Consider the following 18,875-nt stretch of genomic DNA (forward strand, 5'->3'; position numbering starts at 1 on the left):
TTGTTATTACTTACAAACAATTTAACTCATAAACAGTTAAAAAGTTAAGCTTGGCGTTTAAAGTTATCTAAAATAATACCTGTAGCCATTGCCACATTAAGTGACTCTGCCTCACCAAAAGCCGGTATGGTTATTTTGTCGCTTACTAATTTTGCACACTGCTCGCGTATGCCATGCGACTCACTGCCCATAAGCAATACACCCTTTGCACTAAGGTCCGTTGTATGTACGCTTTGCCCATCTAAAAATGCCCCATAAATAGGCATATTTAATGTTTGTAAGTATTCAGGTAGCTCTACTTGGCTTACCGATACTCTGACAAACGAACCCATGGTAGCGCTAATTGTTTTAGGGTTGTAAGCATCGGCGCTGTCGGTACTTGTTACTATATGTTTAATGCCATACCAATCAGCAACTCTGATAATAGTGCCTAAATTGCCCGGATCAGAAACTCCATCAAGCGCCAATATTAAGCCGGTATTATTAGGTAAATCAGCCTTTGGCATATCAACCACTGCAATGGCCGCGTTATTACTCACTAAGGTACTGACTTTAGTCAGCGACTCTTCTTCTGCTGGCGTAAAATCTACATGTGGAAACTGGTTTTGGTGAGTATTTATAAACGCCTGTGTTGCAAATATATCAACCGCCTTTAATGGGCTGTTTAACAACTCAAGTACGTTTTTTTCACCTTGTACAAGGTATTGATTATATTGCTTTCGGTACTTTTTTTGGCCAAGTTGGCGAATAAGCTTGAGTTGGTTTTTTGAAATCATAACAGCCCCATAAAATTATCGCCCTAGTATACCAGAGATGATTTAAAGTGCAGCACCACATATATTAAAAGCAGCGCCATTGTAGGCTGTAAGGCTATTAAAGATTGAGCTTTGCACCAAATTTAGGTAAATTAACAAAAAAACAACATGGATATAATTTTAATGGAATCAATACACCCTACTCCCCCAGAAACCACCCCTGCAGTAAGTGAACCTGCTGCCCCTATTTTTAGCGGCAAAGTACAGTTTAGCGGTAAAGGCGGTGAGTTTTTTGGTATTTGGATAGTCAATATTTTACTGAGCGTGCTTACTTTAGGTATTTATTCGGCTTGGGCAAAAGTGCGCACAATGCGATACTTTTATGGCCACACCCGCATTGACGGACACAGCTTTGACTACTTAGCCACCCCTATGCAAATTTTAAAAGGCCGTATTTTAGCGGTTATTGTATTTTTAATTTACTCCTTTGGTAGCAGCTTTTTTCCTCTTGTAGGTTTACTATTTGCGGTTGCTTTTATCTTTTTAATGCCGTGGATTATTAACCAAGGTCTGCGCTTTAATATGCGTATGACCCGTCATCGAAATGTACGCTTTGCATTTAAAGGCGATTACGGCGAAGCCTTCATTAACTTTATTCTTTTACCTATTGCCAGTATTTTTACCCTTTATTTATTAATGCCGTATGTTTTAAAACGTATCGACACGTACATACATAGCAATATTAGCTACGGTGACACGCCATTAACCGTAAACCTTAAAGGTGAAACCTACTACTTAACCGCCCTTATTTGCTTTGTGGTGAGCTCTATCACTATGGTGATATTTATGGCTGTATTAGGCTTATTTGGGCTTGATTTAATGAATGTAGAAAACCAACAAGCTGCACAAGATCCAGCCAAAATGGGCATTATGTTTGGTGGATTAATGATTGCTTACGTATTTATGATTGCGATAGTAACCGCTGTGTGGGCTGCGGCTATTCGTAACCATATTTTTGATAACAGTCAATTTGAAGACGTAGCATCATTTAAATCAGAGCTTAAGCCTATTCCTTTTGCCATATTACTATTAACCAATATGCTGGCAATCGTGTTTTCTTTAGGGCTTGCCTACCCGTGGACCAAAGTGCGTACATCGAGAATGCTTGCCGAGGTTACAACCGTTAATATTTACCCTAGTGCGCTAAATTTAGTGGATACCGCGCAACAAGAGCAGTCATCGTTTGCTGAAGAAGCAGCCAATGTATTTGATATTGACCTATCGCTAACCTAAGAGCTTATTATGCACGTACAGGGACATTACTTCCCCAAGGCATCAAGCAATTACCAGCAAGGTGTCGCTAGCATTAGCGACACCTGTGTTGAGATTAGCTACGATGACCAGCTTATTTCAAGCCATGCAATAAGCGATATAACACTCACCTCTGGCCTAGCTGGGCTTGCTGATGAACTAAATTTTAATGATGGCAGCCGCTTTATTCCTACTGATGTAAATTATCGCTGGCCTTTTAAAGCAAATAAGCATGACCTACTAGAGCGCCTTGAAAAAAGTAAATGGGCTATTATCGCGGCCGTTATTTTTACACCGCTTTTTATGTGGTTAATGCTTTATAAAGTTGTGCCCGCTATTGCTGTTTACAGTGTTGATACTCTGCCGCGCAGTGTAGTAGAGCAAATGGGTGAACAAAGCTTTACCATAATTGAAAAGCTCGCGCTTGATGACAGTGAGCTGCCTAATGAGCAACAAGCTAAAGTACAACAACACTTTAATACAATGCTTAATGCGCTCTCGCTTGAGCCATCGGTTTATAGGTTATCGTTTTATAAATCAGAGGCCTTTGGAGCGAATGCGTTTGCAATGCCCCACGGGCGTATTGTCGTAACCGATGAGTTAGCAAATTTATTAGCCGATAAACCCAACGCACTAAAAGCCGTATTACTTCACGAAATTGGCCACGTAGTCCACCAGCATAGCGTACGCATGACTGCGCAATCGGCAGCCAGTACCATTGTACTTGCAGTTATATTTGGCGATTTAGAAGGCATAGCAGAAATGGTACTTGGTACGGGGGCATCTTTTGCACAGCAAGGGTTTTCTCGTGATATGGAGCGCGAGGCAGATAGCTATGCACTCATTCAACTTGAGCATTTAGGGTATTCAAGCAACGACTTTGCCGATGCCATTGAAGCATTACAAGGCGCGCACACCAGCGAAAACGAACACCTTGAAAAGGTAAATAATTTGCTCGAATATTTATCTAGCCACCCAAGCGCACAAGAGCGAATAGACAATGCGAGGAAATAACCCCAGTTATATACAAATTGCTCGCTACATAGTGAGTCTAAGTTGGGTATACTAATTCGATTAACTATAGGAGCTATTTTAACGATAAATAAATCATTTATTAACTAGGCAAAAAATTTTTTGTTTAGTGGTTCTAAATAGAGATTTTTTAACGACGTTAGTAATTGATTTAGTAAGTTAAATTGTTCAAATAGTTATTTGGGTTAGTATCATTCACGGCTTTTTTCCAAAGCTTTATCATATTGCCCCGCTTGAAAAACTAATGACTGGCAGTGCGGGTTTTTCAGCTGAAGTGTCTGACTTAATTACACGTTCGGCGGGTATTGGCGAAATTATATTTGGATTATGCTTATTAGTGTTTTATAAAAATAAGCACATCGTTATTTTAAATATTTTAGCGCTTTTAGGGCTTTTGTTAGCGGTTGTAGTAATGCAGCCACCATTACTCATTGAAGCATTTAACCCAGTAACCACTAACCTGCCGCTTATTGGCTTAAGTTTTATTTGGTTAAAAGAAATTAAGCTGCAAAATAATCGACACCTCTAAAATAAAAAAGGTATGCCAGTGCATACCTTTTTGTAGTGCTTAACTTATAGCGTTAATACTTATTTTTATGTGTCCACAGGTGCAATAATTCACTGGCAATTGTTGCTGCGGCAATAGCGGTAAGCTCACTTTGGTCGTACGACGGTGAAACCTCTACCACATCCATACCCACCATATTTATGCCTTTTAGTGCGCGCAGTATTTTAAGCACTTTATCTGATGTTAAACCACCGCATACAGGTGTGCCTGTACCTGGTGCAAATGCAGGATCTAAACAATCTATATCAAATGTTAAGTAAACGGGTAAGTCGCCTACTCGCTCGCGTATTTGCGCTGCTATTTCATTAGCGTGCAAATCATTAGCTTGCATTGCATCAATCACTGCAAACTCATGCTTTGATTGGTCAAAGTCGGTACGAATACCAATTTGGATACTGTGATCTACATCAATCAGCCCTTCCATGGGTGCATGATAAAACATAGTGCCGTGATCAAAGCGCGAGCCATTGCTGTATGTATCAGTGTGCGCATCAAAATGAACCAGTGCCATTTTGCCATGTATCTTTGCATGCGCGCGCAATAGCGGAAGCGTTACAAAGTGATCGCCACCAAGGCCTAACAGCGTTGCCCCTTGGCGAAGTATTTGCTCTGCAGCCATTTCTAGCTGTGCCGTAAAATACTCAGGATCGCCTACCGGATAAGTAAAGTCCCCCGCATCAGCAACCGTTAAACGCTCAAACAAAGGAAATGTCCACGGGTATTTAGTGTCTTCCCAGGCTAAATGTACCGACGCTCTGCGAATAGCATCGGGCCCTAAGCGTGCACCGGGGCGGCCCGATGTTGCTAAGTCAAAGGGTAAGCCTAGTACAACGACATCTGCATCAATGGCATTAATGTTTTGCACCATAGGACGACGTAAAAACGTCATCCCGTTTGAATACAATGAGTGGTCAACATGACCAAACAAGCTAGACATTGCTTATAACTCTTCTAAATAAGTGTAGCCATTAAGGCCGCTTTGCAACTCGTCTAAAACGCTTTGCTGTTCATTTTTATCTATTTTTGCAGCCACTAACTGTGCGTACGAGTGTTGAAAGCTCTCAACATCTAAATGTACATAACGCATCATATCGGCTACGGTATCACCTTGGTTTATTTCACTAATACTGGCAACGCCTTGCTCATCCATATTGATAATGGCGCTGTGCGTATCGCCAAATAAATTGTGCATATCACCTAAAATTTCTTGGTACGCACCCACTAAGAAAAAGCCCATTAAGTAAGGTTTATCAGCACTGTACTCAGGCACGGGTAATGTGCTTTCAATGCCTTGGCCATCAACATAGTGCTCAAGCGCGCCGTCTGAATCACAGGTAATATCAAGTAATACAGCACGTTTTTTTGGTGCTTCGGTTAAACCACTTAATGGCAATACCGGAAACACTTGATCAATCCCCCACGCATCAGGCAATGATTGAAAAAGCGAAAAGTTTACAAAAAACTTATCGGCTAAACGTGCGTTCAACTCATCAATAATCGGGCGATGAAAACGGTTTTTGTTATCCATGTGTTTGTTAAGCTCATAACAAATACGTAAGTTAACTTGCTCTGCCCACGCACGCTGCGTTAAATCTAAAAGCCCAAGTGCAAACTGGTTATGCGCTTCTGCTAAATCCCCTTGGCTGTCGTGGTAAATTTCAATCAGTGCGCGATCATCCGTTAAATCGGTTAACTGCACAAACGATGCCCACATATTATTTAATAAAAGCGGTGCATCTGCTGCTGGCGCTACTAACTCTTCTGGCGTGTAGCTTTCTGTGCCTATAACATTTGATATAAGCACCGCATGGTGCGCCGTTAGTGCACGCCCCGACTCAGAAATAATCGTCGGCATGGGCTGTGCGTACTGCTTACATGTATCACCTATGGTGTACACAATATTATTTGCATACTCAGCTAAGCTGTAGTTCATTGAATTATGTGATTGGCTGCGGGTACCATCGTAATCAATAGCTAAACCGCCCCCTACATCTAAGCACTCAATGCTTGCACCTAATTTGCGTAGCTCACAGTAAAAACGCGCGGCCTCGCTTACACCTAAACGCACATCACGAATGTTTGCCATTTGCGAGCCTAAGTGAAAATGCACAAGTTGCATTAAATCAAGTTGGCCAGCGTCTTTTAAACGATTAACTACATGCAAAACTTGCGACGCTGATAAACCAAATTTTGATTTTTCACCGCCACTTGCTTGCCACTTACCTTTGCCTTGCGATGCTAAACGAACGCGAATACCAATACGTGGTTTAACATTTAGCGCTTTTGCTTGGCTAAGTACCATGTCGAGCTCAGAGAGTTTTTCAAGCACTATGTATACTTTGTGGCCTAGCTTTTCGCCAATCAGTGCTAAGCGCACATATTCTTTGTCTTTGTAGCCATTACATACAATTACTGCACTGGTTTTTTCTGCCATTGCCAAAACAGTTAATAGCTCTGGTTTGCTGCCCGCCTCAAGGCCTAATTGTTTTTTTTCTAATTCGGCTTGGCTTGCTACTATTTCTTCAACCACTTCGCGTTGTTGGTTTACTTTAATTGGGTAAACTAATAGGTAATCTTTTGGATAACCATAGTTTTCAATCGCGGTATTAAACGCGCCACATAAACTGTGCACACGATGATGTAAAATTTGTGGAAAGCGCACTAAAGCCGGTAAGCTTAAGCCTTTTTCTTCTAGCTGCTTTGCGATATCTGTAAGTGCAATAGTTTGCTCTGGGGCGTGAGCCTTTGGCGCAACATACACATCACCTTGATCATTAATTCCAAAAAAACCTTGGCTCCAATGACGAACATTGTAACTCGTGCGAGCTTGTTCTAGTGATGTTGTCTCTTTCATTTATCTTTCTCTTGTATTTAATGAATGCCGGTTCGGCTAGTTGCGCGCATTAAAAGAAAAATAGACTTTTAAGTCCAACAAGTATTTTTACTCGTAACGAGTGATTTTTAGTGTTGAGAGAAAAAACACCTACACCTTAGCTTTTACAGCTAACCGCCTTTAGTAAAGCAAGCTGGTTATGCGGCTAAAAAAATAAGTACAGCTGTACTTATTTAAGATAAAATAGAACAACTGTACTTATTTGGTATAAACATGAAACAAATTTACTTTAATCAAAACAAGCCACCTAAATTTTCTAAAATAACAAAGGCTGCCACTTTTGGTCTGACCAAAACATTTCCTAAACTCAGTGCCCGCCTTGCCATGAAGGTATTTTGTAACCCACATAGCCGACGCCAATACGAATTTAGAACATGTATACAGCCAATTAATATTAAACTTACTACCGAGCTTGGCGCTGTAAACCTGTACTATTTTAGCCTAGCGGAAAACACTAAAACGGTATTTTTATCTCATGGCTGGGCCGATAGCACTAATCGGTTTACTGCTTTAATAGATGAATTGCTTGAAAAAGGCTTTAATGTTTACTCAATTGATCACATAGGCCATGGCTATTCGCACGGCAATACCTCGCACTTATACGGGTATATGCAGGGGCTAACAGCGGCTTTTGAGTACTTTAATGGGCAAAATATTACAATTAATAGAGTCGTTACACACTCTATGGGCGGTGTTGCTTTGTTAAACTTAGCGCCTCATTATTTAGAGAATAAAAAAATTGTGATGATCTCTGCCCCTGCACAAATATTTGAAGCCATGTTTGCTAAGGTCAGGCAAGTGGGTATTTCTGAGCTCATGCTAGAAAATATGCTTAATAGGGTGTCGGACAAATATGGTATTAGCTGGCAAAACCTTCACCCTGATCATTCTAAAAATAAAATTAACGAAAACATGTTGTTTATTCATGATAAAAATGACTCAGTGGCAAGCTTTGAGGCAATAAAATTATTAACTGAGAACACACCCGCAACACTTGTGGCCACACAGGAGCTGGGACACGTACGCATTTTAAAAAGCCAATACGTGTACGACCAAATAACACGCTTTATGGATTAACGATGAAAAAAAGTGAGAACACAAAACGCAATATTTTGCACAAAGGAATGGCCTATGCGGCTGCACATGGTTTATATAGCTTGTCGATAGGAAAAATAGCGGCAGTGACTAACATGTCGCGTACTGGGGTGATCTCACACTTTGCCAATAAAGAAGATATGCAAGTGGCTATTTTGGCCTACACCGAAGAAGAATTTAGAAAACAGGTTGTTGATATATCTGTTGATGAAGATGCGTTAATTCATTTAAATAATTTTCAGCAACGTTGGCTTGAGTGGCTCAATTTTTTAGATACGGTATCGCCTGGTAAGCAGGCAAGTTGCCCGCTCATTAAAGCGTCGGTAGAGTTTAAAGCAAGCCCGAACTGTTTGGTAAGGCAGTTTATGCAAGACCAACACTTAAAAATGATTAACTACCTCACTAAACTTGCAGTTAACTGCCAAGCACAAGGCTACTTTAGCCAAGACAAAGAGCCGAGCATTTTTGCGTATGAGTTTTATGGCTTATATACCGGGCATGTTGTACAAACAAGCTTAATAGATAATCCGGCTTTAACGCTTACTTATAAAAAAGTAGTTGGCAATTTAATTGCGCGATATATGCGTTAACAGTGGCCTGCAAGGTGTTTTTTACTTTTAATATGGCGTACTTTTTAAGCACTTTTAGGTGCAAAAATAATAATAGCCATGCCCAGTAAGGCAACCGCCCCGCCCACTACATCCCACATTGTAAGCTTTACGCCATCAACAGCCCATAACCACAGCAAAGCCATGCATATGTACACACCGCCATACGCGGCATAGACCCGTCCAGCGGCTGCTGGGTGTAACGTAAGCAACCACGCGAATAGCGCTAAACTGATTGCTGCAGGTATTAAAAGGAATATGGATTTATCTTCTTTAAGCCAAAGATAAGGTAAGTAACAGCCAATAATTTCTGCCAGTGCGGTAATAATAAATAGCGCGATAGTTTTTACTTCAAACATAAAACCTCACGTGATTTAAATAACGAGAGCATAATAAAGCTTAGTAACTGCAAACTAGTTACTTAGCTAAAATAGTGCGAATTCTGGGTAAAAAATTTTTACCCATATTTAAGTAAAACAGGTTACTCAGCTAGGGCCACGTCGGCCAGCTTCATTGTACTTTCGAACGATTTAGTACCGGCTATAAATAAACCATTGTGGCAAAATACAGCGTCGTCTAAGCCTGTTTCAGCTTGAAACTCTTCATCAGATAAACCGGCCCACGCTTTAGGCAGTGACTTTCTGTCCTCAAACGAGCCGGGCTCTACTGGTACAGTTTGAATAATCCATTGGCCGTTTTGCGAAGGGTAAACCATAAATAAAGCGTCGCTTGATAAATGGTGTACTGTTTTTTTCCATGGTGTGTATTTTTCTAAAATAATCACGCGGGGATCTTTTGCGTCTTCTATTGCTTTTGCAACAATATCTTTGGCGTTAATGCTTCCTTTTGCTGAGGCAATAAAACGGGTTAATAAACGCGCTGCAAATTTAACGGCTTCATCAAAGCATTCATCAAAGTTGCCTTCCTCTTCCCATGTTGGATTAAACATAGAAAGCGTTTGGCTAAGCGTTATGCCCTCAACCACACCTTTAACGTAACCACAATCTATGGCATCAATTGTAGAGACTAAACCAGCGTCAACTCTATCAGCCACCGCTTGGTTATTATCACACAGCGCTAAACCATACTTTTTCCAAATTAAGCCAAATGACGAGTATGGCGTGCCATTTTCGCGCTCGCCTGCGCCGCCGCGTTGGTGGTGATCAAAGCGTCCTGTGTCAGGGTTGTATTCGCCACCTACATCAACAACAATATCGGCACTTTCTATTACTGCTTTATCGCGGGTTCGTACCAAGTTAAAGGCAGGCAATACATGCTTAAGTACCGCAATACTAAACACGTCATCGGCATGGAAATTACCACTGTGGGTTACTACTGTTAAATCGCTCATTGGTTTTGGGCTACTTTTAAAAAAGATAAAATTCTCACTTATGAAGTGCTAAATAAAGGTTTATACCCGTTTGCTTAATCAAGTAATTTTTTTTGAAGCAAAAAAGCTTGTTTATAGCCAAGTTTTGCCTCTTAAAATCATTAAGTATTACTGTGCACAGGTATTAAATATACGTGGCGAATTTTATACGAAGATAGCAGTGAAAAACAGTGAAGTATTTTTTGCGCCTACAGAGTCAGCTATAGGCACACAGTAGTAAATAGCTTATTTATTCTGGCTCAGGGCTCAGGGCAAGCTCCATAAATACACTTTGTGGGTTATCTTGATACGAGCCAAAGCTTGCACAGCGCGCAAAACCTAAATCTTCATATAAACTAATTGATTCGGTTTGCTTTGGGCCTGTTTCTAATCGGATAAGTGGAATTTTTGTTTCGCCGGCGTAATGCAGTAAGTTTTGCATTATGCGTCTTGAAAAACCTCTACCACGGTAACTTGGTTTTACGTATAAACGCCTTATTTCGCCATATAGCGCGCCGTCATTTTGCTTAACAATAGCGCCACAGGCAATAATGCCATCTTCGTTTTTTAAACCAATTGCGTAAACGTTGTCTTTGCTTAATTCTTCTAATTTGAGAGATTGGGCTGTAGCCACGGGGTATAAGGAGTTTATCAGTCTATCTATATCTGCAAACACATTAACTACATCAGGATCCTTAGGGGTTAATTCGACTAACTGCATCTCTTGTCGTCCATTTTATTATTTTGAATCGTTATAGTGACTTCATAATATATACTTAATACGCGTGTTCCTAGTGTTGTTTAAACAAAATGTTTTAATAAGGTAAAAATAGCTTTATTAAAACGTTAGCTTAATTTACAAAAACGACGCACAGCCTGCTAAGCACTTAGGCTTTGCTTTTTAAATTGATGGGCATGCCACTTAATATAGTTACTGGCATTCATAGGTTTTGCGACTAAATAGCCTTGTATACAATCTGCATTGAGCAAGTTTAGTAACTCAAATTGCGCCTCTTGCTCTACACCTTCAGCAACAACGGTAATGTCTAAACTTTTGCCCAGGCTTATAATCGTATTAACAATATTAAAGCCTTTGCCTTTATCTAAAATCTTATCGATAAAGCTTTTATCAATTTTTATTTCCTGTACGGGGAAAGCATTTAAATGGGCTAAACAGGAATACCCTGTACCAAAGTCGTCTATAGAAAACACAAAACCTTGTTCTTGTAGCTCCGTCATTTGCTTTATTGTGCTGTCAATATCGCCCGATAGCATGGTTTCGGTGATCTCAAGTTTAATATGCTGCGGTTTTATGTTGAACTCTTTAATTGTAGAGCAGAGCTCACGGGTAAGCTGCGCAGAATTAAACTGTATATGACTAATATTTATAGATACGCTAAAGTGCTCATCTATCATGTTTTTTTCATTGAGTTGATTAATAAGGCTGCATATATTGCGAAGCACTATGTTTTGCAGTTTTTGAATCAGGCCATATTGCTCTGCAATAGGAATAAACTGATTAGGCGCAATAACCCCTTTATTAGGGTGTATCCACCTTATCAGTGCTTCTGCACCTACTATCTTTCCTTGCATACTAATTTGCGGCTGAAAATACGCACAAAATTCGTTATTTGCGATTGCTCTTACAATATCCGTTTCTAATTCGGCTTGGTTTTCGAGTAAAGTTTGCAGTTTAGGGTCATAAAAGCTGCAGCTATTGCCACCTTTTGCCTTAGAGCGGTACATGGCAGTATCTGCAAATTTTAATATGTTATCGGTAGCTGTGTGCTCTTCGTTAATTAAGCAAATACCTATACTGCAACTAACTTGAAATGCCAGCTCCCCTATTGCAAACTTATCATTAAACACGCCTTGTACTTTTTTAGCGACTATTTCGGATTCAATACAGGCTTGGTGGTTATGCTCGCCAATGTATTCGAGTAAAATAATAAATTCGTCACCGCCCACTCTAGCTAAAGTATCAGATGATCGTATTACGCCACCTAAGCGTTTTGCTAATTCTATTAATACTTGATCTCCGGCGCCGTGGCCTAATGAATCATTTATTCTTTTAAAGTTATCAACATCTAAAAACAGTAATGCGCCCGTTTTTTTGGTGCGTTTAATACGCTCTACACACTTTGCTAGGCTGTCGCTGAGCATTCGTCTATTAGGGAGCCCTGTTAGTGGATCAAAAAACGCAAGCCGTTGAACTTCTTGCTCGGCTTTTTTGCGAAGGGTTACATCTCTTGCCATCCACACTACGTGCTTAAGTTCTGGTTTTTCTGGCTGGTAGTTAGTAAGTGCAGCCGCTCTTCCTTCAAAGGTTATGTGGCCTTTGGGCACGGCTAAATCGTACTCAAATATTTGCATTTCATTGGTGCGAATGGTTTTTTTAATAATCCCCATGATCATGTCGGCATCTTTAACTGGGAACAAATTTTGCACATTTTGACCAATTAAATCGGTGGGCGATTCAAGTAATAAGTCACTCGAGGTACCGTAAATATCGGTATAGACGCCCTCTTCGTTCAAAATCAAAATAAGATCGGGCATCACTTGCGTAAATGCTTTAAATTTTTCATTACTTTTTTGCAGGTCTGCCACTAGCTGCCTAGCTTTGAGCGACTCTGCGCTTTTTTCAAGTGCTATGCTAGAAAAGTGTACAAAATAGTCAATGAGTTCTAAATCTTGCTGTGTAGGTGCTTTAGGGGCGCCGTGGTAAATAGCAAAAGTGCCTAATATTTCACTGGTGGTTGAAATAATCGGGGTTGACCAACAAGAATATAAACCGTAGCTGTGCGCTAAATCTTTGTAACCTTCCCACAAGGGCGAAAGGTCAATATTTTGCACAATAACTCGCTCATTTTTATAAGCCGCGGTGCCACAAGACCCTACATTAGGGCCTATAAACACACCATTAATTGCCTTTAAATATTCATCGTCAATATTTGGGGCAGCACGATGAAATAACTGATTACCTGTTAAAGACAGTATTGAGCATCTTGCAGAGCTGTCTTCAATAACTTGCTCTATAGCTAAACAAATATCTTGTAAAATATCGTCTAAGGCAATGCCTAACGCGATTTTAGATAATATATCCTGCTGGTGAGATAACAATTGTTTTAGTTTTGCAGTATTCATACTTCACCATGCATCTAGGTGCTTTTATGTTGCTACGCACTTTAAAAAAGTGCAGTGCATCAACAAATTCCTGCTCTTAGTTCATATATTTAAAATGAGTATAGTTAATAAACTTACAGCACGAGTTTTATTATTACGATTATGGAAATTGTTTTTTAATAAAATAGCTAAAAAACAACTTTAGTATGCGTTAAGCCTACATTATTTTGCAACAAAAAATAAACATCCATAACAAAAACAATCCAGCCAACACACTCTAAAACTTTTTTTAAATTTTGCAGGTTTAACACTTTGTTACTTAAAAAGGCTGTTCAAAATTATCAGTCTAATTATACTGCATGCAGATATGAGTCTTTTTTGAGGTTACTGTGCAGATCATACAAGGTATGGAATATTTTTTTTCAGGCTTTAAATTAATTAGCCAAAAAGGCCTTAAGCGCTTTGTGCTTATTCCACTTTTACTTAATATTTTATTGTTTGGTAGTTCACTATTTTTTTTATTTGGTTGGTTAAGCGACAGCTTTAATTATATAAACAACATGTTACCTGAGTGGCTAAGCTGGCTTGAATGGTTAATGTGGCCCATTGCGGTGCTTGTGGTGCTATTTAGTTACAGCATGCTATTTACAGTAATAACCAACTTCATTGCGGCCCCTTTTAACGGACTACTCAGCGAAAAAGTAGAGCTTTATTTAACGGGTCAAAAAATAAATGACGACGGTTTTGCTGATTTAGTAAAAGACATTCCACGCATGGTAGGCAGAGAGTGGACAAAGCTTTGCTATTACTTACCCCGCGCTATTGGCTTTTTTATTTTGTTGTGGATTTTACCCGTTATTGGACAAGTGTTATGGGTTTTATTTACATGTTGGATGTATGCTGTGCAATACAAAGATTTTGCCTTCGATAACCATAAAGTAGGCTTTAAACAAATGAAAGACGATTTAAAGTCTAAACAAGGTTTATCTTATGGCTTTGGCTTTGCTGTTATGCTGCTCACTGCAATCCCATTTATTAACCTAATTGTTATGCCCGTTGCTGTGTGTGGCGCTACCCGTTTGTGGGTAGATAATTATCGCTCTAAATACCGAGCGGGCTAAATAACACTACGGCAAATAATAAAAGCACCTTTTGGTGCTTTTATTTTATCTTAAGTGCAGTGTAATTTAGTCTTGCGCGCCTTGGCAGTGCTGCATTTTTTTCATCTTGTAAAGTAAACGCTGTGATCACTATCGAGAATAACTGCTTTTTAAAAGTAATGTTAATGACTTCGCCTATTTTAGTTTTATAAGTGTGTTGCTGATTAAACAATTTAAGTTCACCGTTACCTAATTGCTCAACATACAAATAGGGGGTGTGCAAAGGCAGTTTTAACCTTATAACATTTAAACTGCTTTGCTCCTGTACTGCAACCCACTCCCCATCTTTATAAAGCGTATAAAAACGCGTTATGCCCTCGGGCTGAAGTACAGAGTCGTTTTGTATTAAACACGTGCTACATCCGTTTACTCGCCTTTGCTGCCAATTTACTGGCTTGTTATTATAATAAAGCGCATCAGTTAGTAACCATTCACTACTACTGGCTTTATTAATAGCGCCTTGGCTACAGGCAGCAACTAAACAAATAATAGCTCCTTGTAAAAGTGCAGCTTTTATAAATCGGTAGCTCATTTAGCGCTCTTTAATAGCTTTAATTTGGTTAATTATAGCCTCGCTTGGCGCTGCTTCTTTTATATAGCTAGGCAATGAAGTAGAAACAGCTTGAACACGCTGCTGTTGATACAGCTTATGGCTCATCGTATTTGCCACACCAAATCGGTTACCTGCAGTTTGTGAGTAAAACTGTAAGTTAATCATGCTCCACTCATCGGTATCCGTTAATACAGTAATTTGCGAGTCTTGGTTTGCATCAAAGTTAGTTAATGTATCGCCTAAAATTGCATTACAATTATAATCGACCGCCTCAGAGCCAGGCCTGTTTAATCCTGCGCTTTCATCAATAGCACTTTCATTTATATTTGCAGCGCTGCCGTTTGAATAATCAATGATAAAATCATCCGTTGATCCTGTTTGATTATTAGTATTTGGCACAAGGTCGCAGTTAATGTTGTTGGTATAAAACCGGTCGTAATAACGGTCACCTTCGTTATTACCTATGCTTGCAAGCCCCGTTAATTGATATAGATAATTCATAGAGCTTAAATGATTTGGCTTAAAGTTCACTTCTTCGTCGCCGCCATGATAAAGCCCTAAATTATGTCCCAACTCATGAAAAATAGTAGACGCTTGGTAATTATTCGTCACATTTTGTGATGTTTGATCATCAACCGATAACCCCCATCCGCCCATAGTCAGCATTAGGTCATTACCATTTATTTCAGCAATGCCCGAGCCACTAATGCTGCCATCTTCGTTACCACTGTTTGCCATTAATAAATAATGAAAAATTGGGCGGCGCGTTGTATCGGCATATTCCATTTTATAGGCAAATAAATTAGCAGTACCTTGGTCATATTCAAAGGGCGTGTAGCTGTTAAACGGTACGGTTGTACCGCCTCCTAAATCAAAGTTAGCGGTGGAAATACCCGTGCTTTGGTCAAACAAATCGCCTACATCAAAATGCACTGTGTAGCCGTTACTTGCAAATACGCTTACTACTTTTTCTAATGCTGTACGCTGTGGCGTAATACCTATATCGGTACTGTCCATATAATCAATTTCTATAAATATATCTTTTTGATTTTCCCGTGCGCCCCATTCATATAAAGGCAGCCCGCCAAATGTTGTGCCTTCTTGCTCACTGCAATCAGGGATCCCATCTAAATCTGTATCGGTATCACAGCTAATATCATTTTGCCCTGCCGGCGTATTAAACACTGAGTAAACCCAATCACTTGCTTGATTAGTATCTGTTGCATTAAGCGCACGTTTTAAGCTTGAGCCTTGCTCGGCCTGCATTTGTGGTGCGTTATCGCCTTGCCATTGCGTGGCACTAACCGGTTGCTGGGTAGAATTACCAAATTTAACAAAGTCGATTGTTTGTGTGGCGGCGCTATTTAATAACTCTGCAAAGCCATTTATATACCAGTAAGGACGTAGCGCATCGCTTTGGTTACCCACCAGCACAATTTTAGGGTTATTAAGTGCCGCGCTTGCTAAAAACTCATCACCAAAACGACTTTGCAGTAAAATATAACTGCCGTTTTCTAATACTTTGTTGGGTAATGTAAATACTTGCTCTGCACTCACTGAGCTATCAAGCATATTAATTGCGCGCGTTTTTAATGAATAGTTTTGTAAATTAACAGCCTCTCCTGTGCCGTTATAAATCTCTACCCAGGGCGTATCATTAGTAAATTGCACCGATATGAGTTCGGTTATTTTTAAATCTTGGGTTGAGGTGGTAAATTCACTCACTTGGCCTGCTGTCGCAGCAGTACCAGAAAAATTAACTAATTGGTCATTTACACGCACTTTGTAAAGCGTGTTTTCTGAAAAATCAGCGCTTAAGTTAACGTTTTTAAAATAGTCACTCGTCTCATCAGGAGCACCAGATACGCTCTCTACAATAAGTGCAACGCAGCTTGCAAAATCATCACTTGATACCTGAACACTGCCTTCGCAGCTCCCCGCGCTACTATTTACGGTTAACGAACTGCTCAGCATCACATCTGAAAACGTAATGCTAATGGGGGTGTCAACCAATACCGGTTCATCTGCTCCATTAGGCGTTATTTCTGTCACCGTTGCAGCGCTGGTATCAATAATTGTCGTATTAAGTAAAAAGTTAGTGCTGTCTTCACCATCACTGGCGGTCAGTGTATAGCTTTTTGCAGAAATACTATTTACAGGCGGTGTATAGCTAAAGCGCAGCGCTTGGGCATCAATAACGCTCACCTGCGCCCCTTCTAGGTCATCTGGAAAAGTAATTTGTACCGTATCGCCATCGGCATCATTTACCGTCAAATTAAATTCAGCACTTAAGTTATATTGCACCTCAACGGTTACATCGTCTGCCACAGGCGGATTGTTAGGCGGCACCACAATCACCGTTTTTTGGGCGCTATTAGTTGCATCGTCGTTATCTCTAACGGTGGCTAAAAAGGTAATATTGGTATTTTGAGCAACCGTTGGGGCATTAAACGTAATGCTGGAGTCGGTTTGCGTAAATTCGACCACGGGGCCGTTTGTTTGCTGCCAGCTTAGCTCGCTAATGGTGCCATCGCTGTCCTGCGCTGTAGCTGTTATTGTCACTGACTCATTTTGCATTGCCTCGTCAGGCCCAGCTAAGGTAACACTAGGTGCGCTATTTAATTGCGTAATAAGTACCGTCGCACTGCTTTGTACAGTGCCCCCGGCATTGTCGGTTACAGTAACACTAAAACCAAGCGTTTCATTTTCACTTACATTTGGGGCGGTAAAGCTTAATTCACCTTCAATTTGGCTAAATTCGATGGAGGAGCCAGCAGATTGTACCCACACTATGGCGCTAATTGTGCCATCTATGTCTTGTGCATTAGCAATTAAACTAACTTGGGTATTAGCCAGTGCACTACTTGGGCCTGTAATATTAACTGTGGGAGGCGTATTTTGAACCGTGATAGTCCCAGAGAACACTTGCTCTGTAGTGGCGCCGTCATTATCGGTTACTAGCACCGAAAAGCTAAAGTCAGTGTCGCTTTCTACACTGGGGGCCGTTACTGTGAGTATATTGCCATTAGCTGTAAAGGTAAATTCAGGCCCCGACAGCTGCTGCCATTGATAACTAGAGACTTGCCCGTCGCTATCGCTTGCCTGAGCCATAATAGTAAAGGTTTGGTTAGCAACAATAACGCTGCTGCTTACATCAACACTTACAGTAGGGGCGGTATTGCCAGTTGAGCCACTATCGGTGGCGTCACTATCGCTGCCACCGCCGCCGCAACCGGCTATTAAAAGTGATAGAAAAAGTAATCCTAGCCATTTATAAACATTATTTAATACCACTTTTATGCCTCTATGATTTAGCTATACAAATTTTGGGGCACCTTAACAACGTTTAAATGAACGGTAATTTCCTCACGGTCATGATACAAATGCTTAGCTTGCAACTCATAGGTTATACCGTACTTAGTAAGCTCTTCTTTGATCATCGTTAGGCATTCATAAACACTATCAAAGCGTTTTTTCATAGGCAGCTTTAAATTAAATATCAGCTCTTTGGCGTATGCGTTTACTGCCCAGTCAATCATTAGATTAGTCACTTTGGTTGGTTTTTCCACCATATCGCACACTAACCAGTTAATATTTCTTTTTTCTGGGCGGTATTTAAAACCATCGGCTCTAAAGTGTTTAACTTGGCCTGTTTCCATCAAACTATCGTTCATTGGGCCATTATCTATTGCGCTAACAAACATGCCTCTGCGTACTAATTGATAGGTCCAACCGCCTGGGCAAGCGCCTAAATCAACCCCTCGCATGCCTGGTTGTACTCGCGCTTCTCGCTCTTTTTCAGGGATAAAAACATTAAAGGCTTCGTCAAGTTTTAACGTTGAGCGGCTCGGTCCGTCACTTGGCATACGTAAACGTAAAATGCCCATAAAAAACGGCGAATTATTATAACTATACGAATACCCTACATACGCGGCATTGTTTGCTAAAAATAGTACATGCATTACCGGGCGGTTTGCCTTTGGCTCACGTAATACCGTGTTTTGCTTTTCGAGTGCTTTTTTTAACGGCGTTGATATTTTTTTACAAAAGGTCAGTAGCTCTTTGCCTTCGTTAGTATCGGGGGTTTCTACGCGCAATTCACTACACAAAGGAAAATCCTTTGCGGCTTCTTTTAATGCAGTGACCCTATCTTCTACCGGCATATTTTCGATTAACGTGCCAGCAAACCACTGGCGCGCAAATACCATATTTTTAAAGTCGACCTTTTTGATTATTTCGTCGCTGTGTTGCGCTTCAAAACATTCATAAATCACGTAGCCGGTATTTGGTTTGGCTTTTACATAGCCGGCAAAACCTTGCTCGGCAGCATGAAACGTTATTTCAGCAGCCGCATCGTTTTCAAAACCACTACGACAATAAATCACAACACTAGACATATTAACCCTTA

The 18,875-nt window shown here is 40.3% G+C and carries 16 protein-coding genes; 6 read left to right on the top strand and 10 right to left on the bottom strand.

Going from position 1 to position 18,875, the window contains the following annotated elements; translation table 11 throughout:
• Positions 1-44: 44 nt before the first annotated feature.
• Complete coding sequence (locus PSH50_RS15020) at positions 45-776, bottom strand: RNA methyltransferase (protein WP_029772727.1); 732 nt, start codon at positions 774-776, stop codon at positions 45-47.
• A gap of 162 nt (positions 777-938) precedes the next feature.
• On the opposite strand from PSH50_RS15020, the gene PSH50_RS15025 reads away from it, so the two are divergent.
• From PSH50_RS15025 to PSH50_RS15035, 3 genes are all read left to right on the top strand, one after another.
• Entirely contained in the window at positions 939-2,048 is a 1,110-nt protein-coding gene (locus PSH50_RS15025; RefSeq protein WP_054983478.1) for a YjgN family protein, read from the top strand.
• A 9-nt stretch (positions 2,049-2,057) separates the two neighbouring features.
• Complete coding sequence (locus tag PSH50_RS15030) at positions 2,058-3,080, top strand: M48 family metallopeptidase (protein ID WP_273587122.1); 1,023 nt, start codon at positions 2,058-2,060, stop codon at positions 3,078-3,080.
• Positions 3,081-3,261: 181 nt separating this feature from the next.
• Positions 3,262-3,627, top strand: coding sequence for a DoxX-like family protein (locus tag PSH50_RS15035; protein ID WP_273587130.1), 366 nt, complete (start codon positions 3,262-3,264; stop codon positions 3,625-3,627).
• A 52-nt stretch (positions 3,628-3,679) separates the two neighbouring features.
• On the opposite strand, the gene speB is transcribed toward PSH50_RS15035, so the two are convergent.
• Both speB and speA read right to left on the bottom strand, forming a co-directional pair.
• Positions 3,680-4,603, bottom strand: a complete 924-nt coding sequence (speB, locus tag PSH50_RS15040) for an agmatinase (protein WP_273587121.1) — start codon at positions 4,601-4,603, stop codon at positions 3,680-3,682.
• A gap of 3 nt (positions 4,604-4,606) precedes the next feature.
• On the bottom strand, positions 4,607-6,520 hold the full coding sequence (gene speA / locus PSH50_RS15045; protein ID WP_273587120.1) for a biosynthetic arginine decarboxylase: 1,914 nt from the start codon (positions 6,518-6,520) through the stop codon (positions 4,607-4,609).
• A gap of 252 nt (positions 6,521-6,772) precedes the next feature.
• On the opposite strand from speA, the gene PSH50_RS15050 reads away from it, so the two are divergent.
• On the top strand, positions 6,773-7,636 hold the full coding sequence (locus tag PSH50_RS15050) for an alpha/beta hydrolase (RefSeq protein ID WP_126007632.1): 864 nt from the start codon (positions 6,773-6,775) through the stop codon (positions 7,634-7,636).
• Positions 7,637-7,638: 2 nt separating this feature from the next.
• Positions 7,639-8,244, top strand: a complete 606-nt coding sequence (locus tag PSH50_RS15055; RefSeq protein ID WP_273587119.1) for a TetR/AcrR family transcriptional regulator — start codon at positions 7,639-7,641, stop codon at positions 8,242-8,244.
• 44 nt (positions 8,245-8,288) lie between these two features.
• On the opposite strand, the gene PSH50_RS15060 is transcribed toward PSH50_RS15055, so the two are convergent.
• The 4 genes from PSH50_RS15060 to PSH50_RS15075 all read right to left on the bottom strand — a co-directional run bounded on the left by PSH50_RS15060 (position 8,289) and on the right by PSH50_RS15075 (position 12,775).
• Positions 8,289-8,621, bottom strand: coding sequence for a YnfA family protein (locus tag PSH50_RS15060; RefSeq protein ID WP_273587118.1), 333 nt, complete (start codon positions 8,619-8,621; stop codon positions 8,289-8,291).
• 122 nt (positions 8,622-8,743) lie between these two features.
• Positions 8,744-9,613: an MYG1 family protein gene (locus PSH50_RS15065; RefSeq protein ID WP_273587117.1), complete on the bottom strand. Its 870-nt coding sequence runs from the start codon at positions 9,611-9,613 to the stop codon at positions 8,744-8,746.
• A gap of 268 nt (positions 9,614-9,881) precedes the next feature.
• Complete coding sequence (locus PSH50_RS15070; protein WP_004588851.1) at positions 9,882-10,352, bottom strand: GNAT family N-acetyltransferase; 471 nt, start codon at positions 10,350-10,352, stop codon at positions 9,882-9,884.
• Between the two features lie 158 nt (positions 10,353-10,510).
• Positions 10,511-12,775 (bottom strand): EAL domain-containing protein, encoded by a 2,265-nt coding sequence (locus PSH50_RS15075; RefSeq protein WP_273587116.1) that lies wholly within the window; start codon positions 12,773-12,775, stop codon positions 10,511-10,513.
• A 368-nt stretch (positions 12,776-13,143) separates the two neighbouring features.
• Here PSH50_RS15075 and cysZ point away from each other — a divergent pair, with 368 nt between their 5' ends.
• On the top strand, positions 13,144-13,875 hold the full coding sequence (gene cysZ / locus PSH50_RS15080) for a sulfate transporter CysZ (protein WP_024034179.1): 732 nt from the start codon (positions 13,144-13,146) through the stop codon (positions 13,873-13,875).
• A 40-nt stretch (positions 13,876-13,915) separates the two neighbouring features.
• On the opposite strand, the gene PSH50_RS15085 is transcribed toward cysZ, so the two are convergent.
• Genes PSH50_RS15085 through rlmM form a run of 3 tightly spaced genes read right to left on the bottom strand, consistent with a single transcriptional unit; the run spans position 13,916 to position 18,864 of the window.
• Positions 13,916-14,446 (bottom strand): hypothetical protein, encoded by a 531-nt coding sequence (locus tag PSH50_RS15085; protein ID WP_273587115.1) that lies wholly within the window; start codon positions 14,444-14,446, stop codon positions 13,916-13,918.
• Positions 14,447-17,761 carry an Ig-like domain-containing protein gene (locus PSH50_RS15090; RefSeq protein WP_273609816.1) on the bottom strand — a complete coding sequence of 1,105 codons (3,315 nt, stop codon included), beginning with the start codon at positions 17,759-17,761 and terminating at the stop codon, positions 14,447-14,449. It abuts the gene before it with no gap.
• A 17-nt stretch (positions 17,762-17,778) separates the two neighbouring features.
• Positions 17,779-18,864 (bottom strand): 23S rRNA (cytidine(2498)-2'-O)-methyltransferase RlmM, encoded by a 1,086-nt coding sequence (gene rlmM / locus PSH50_RS15095; RefSeq protein WP_004588846.1) that lies wholly within the window; start codon positions 18,862-18,864, stop codon positions 17,779-17,781.
• Positions 18,865-18,875: the final 11 nt, after the last annotated feature.

The organism is Pseudoalteromonas sp. Angola-7, assembly GCF_028599255.1.
GTDB classification, from domain to species: Bacteria; Pseudomonadota; Gammaproteobacteria; order Enterobacterales; family Alteromonadaceae; genus Pseudoalteromonas; species Pseudoalteromonas atlantica.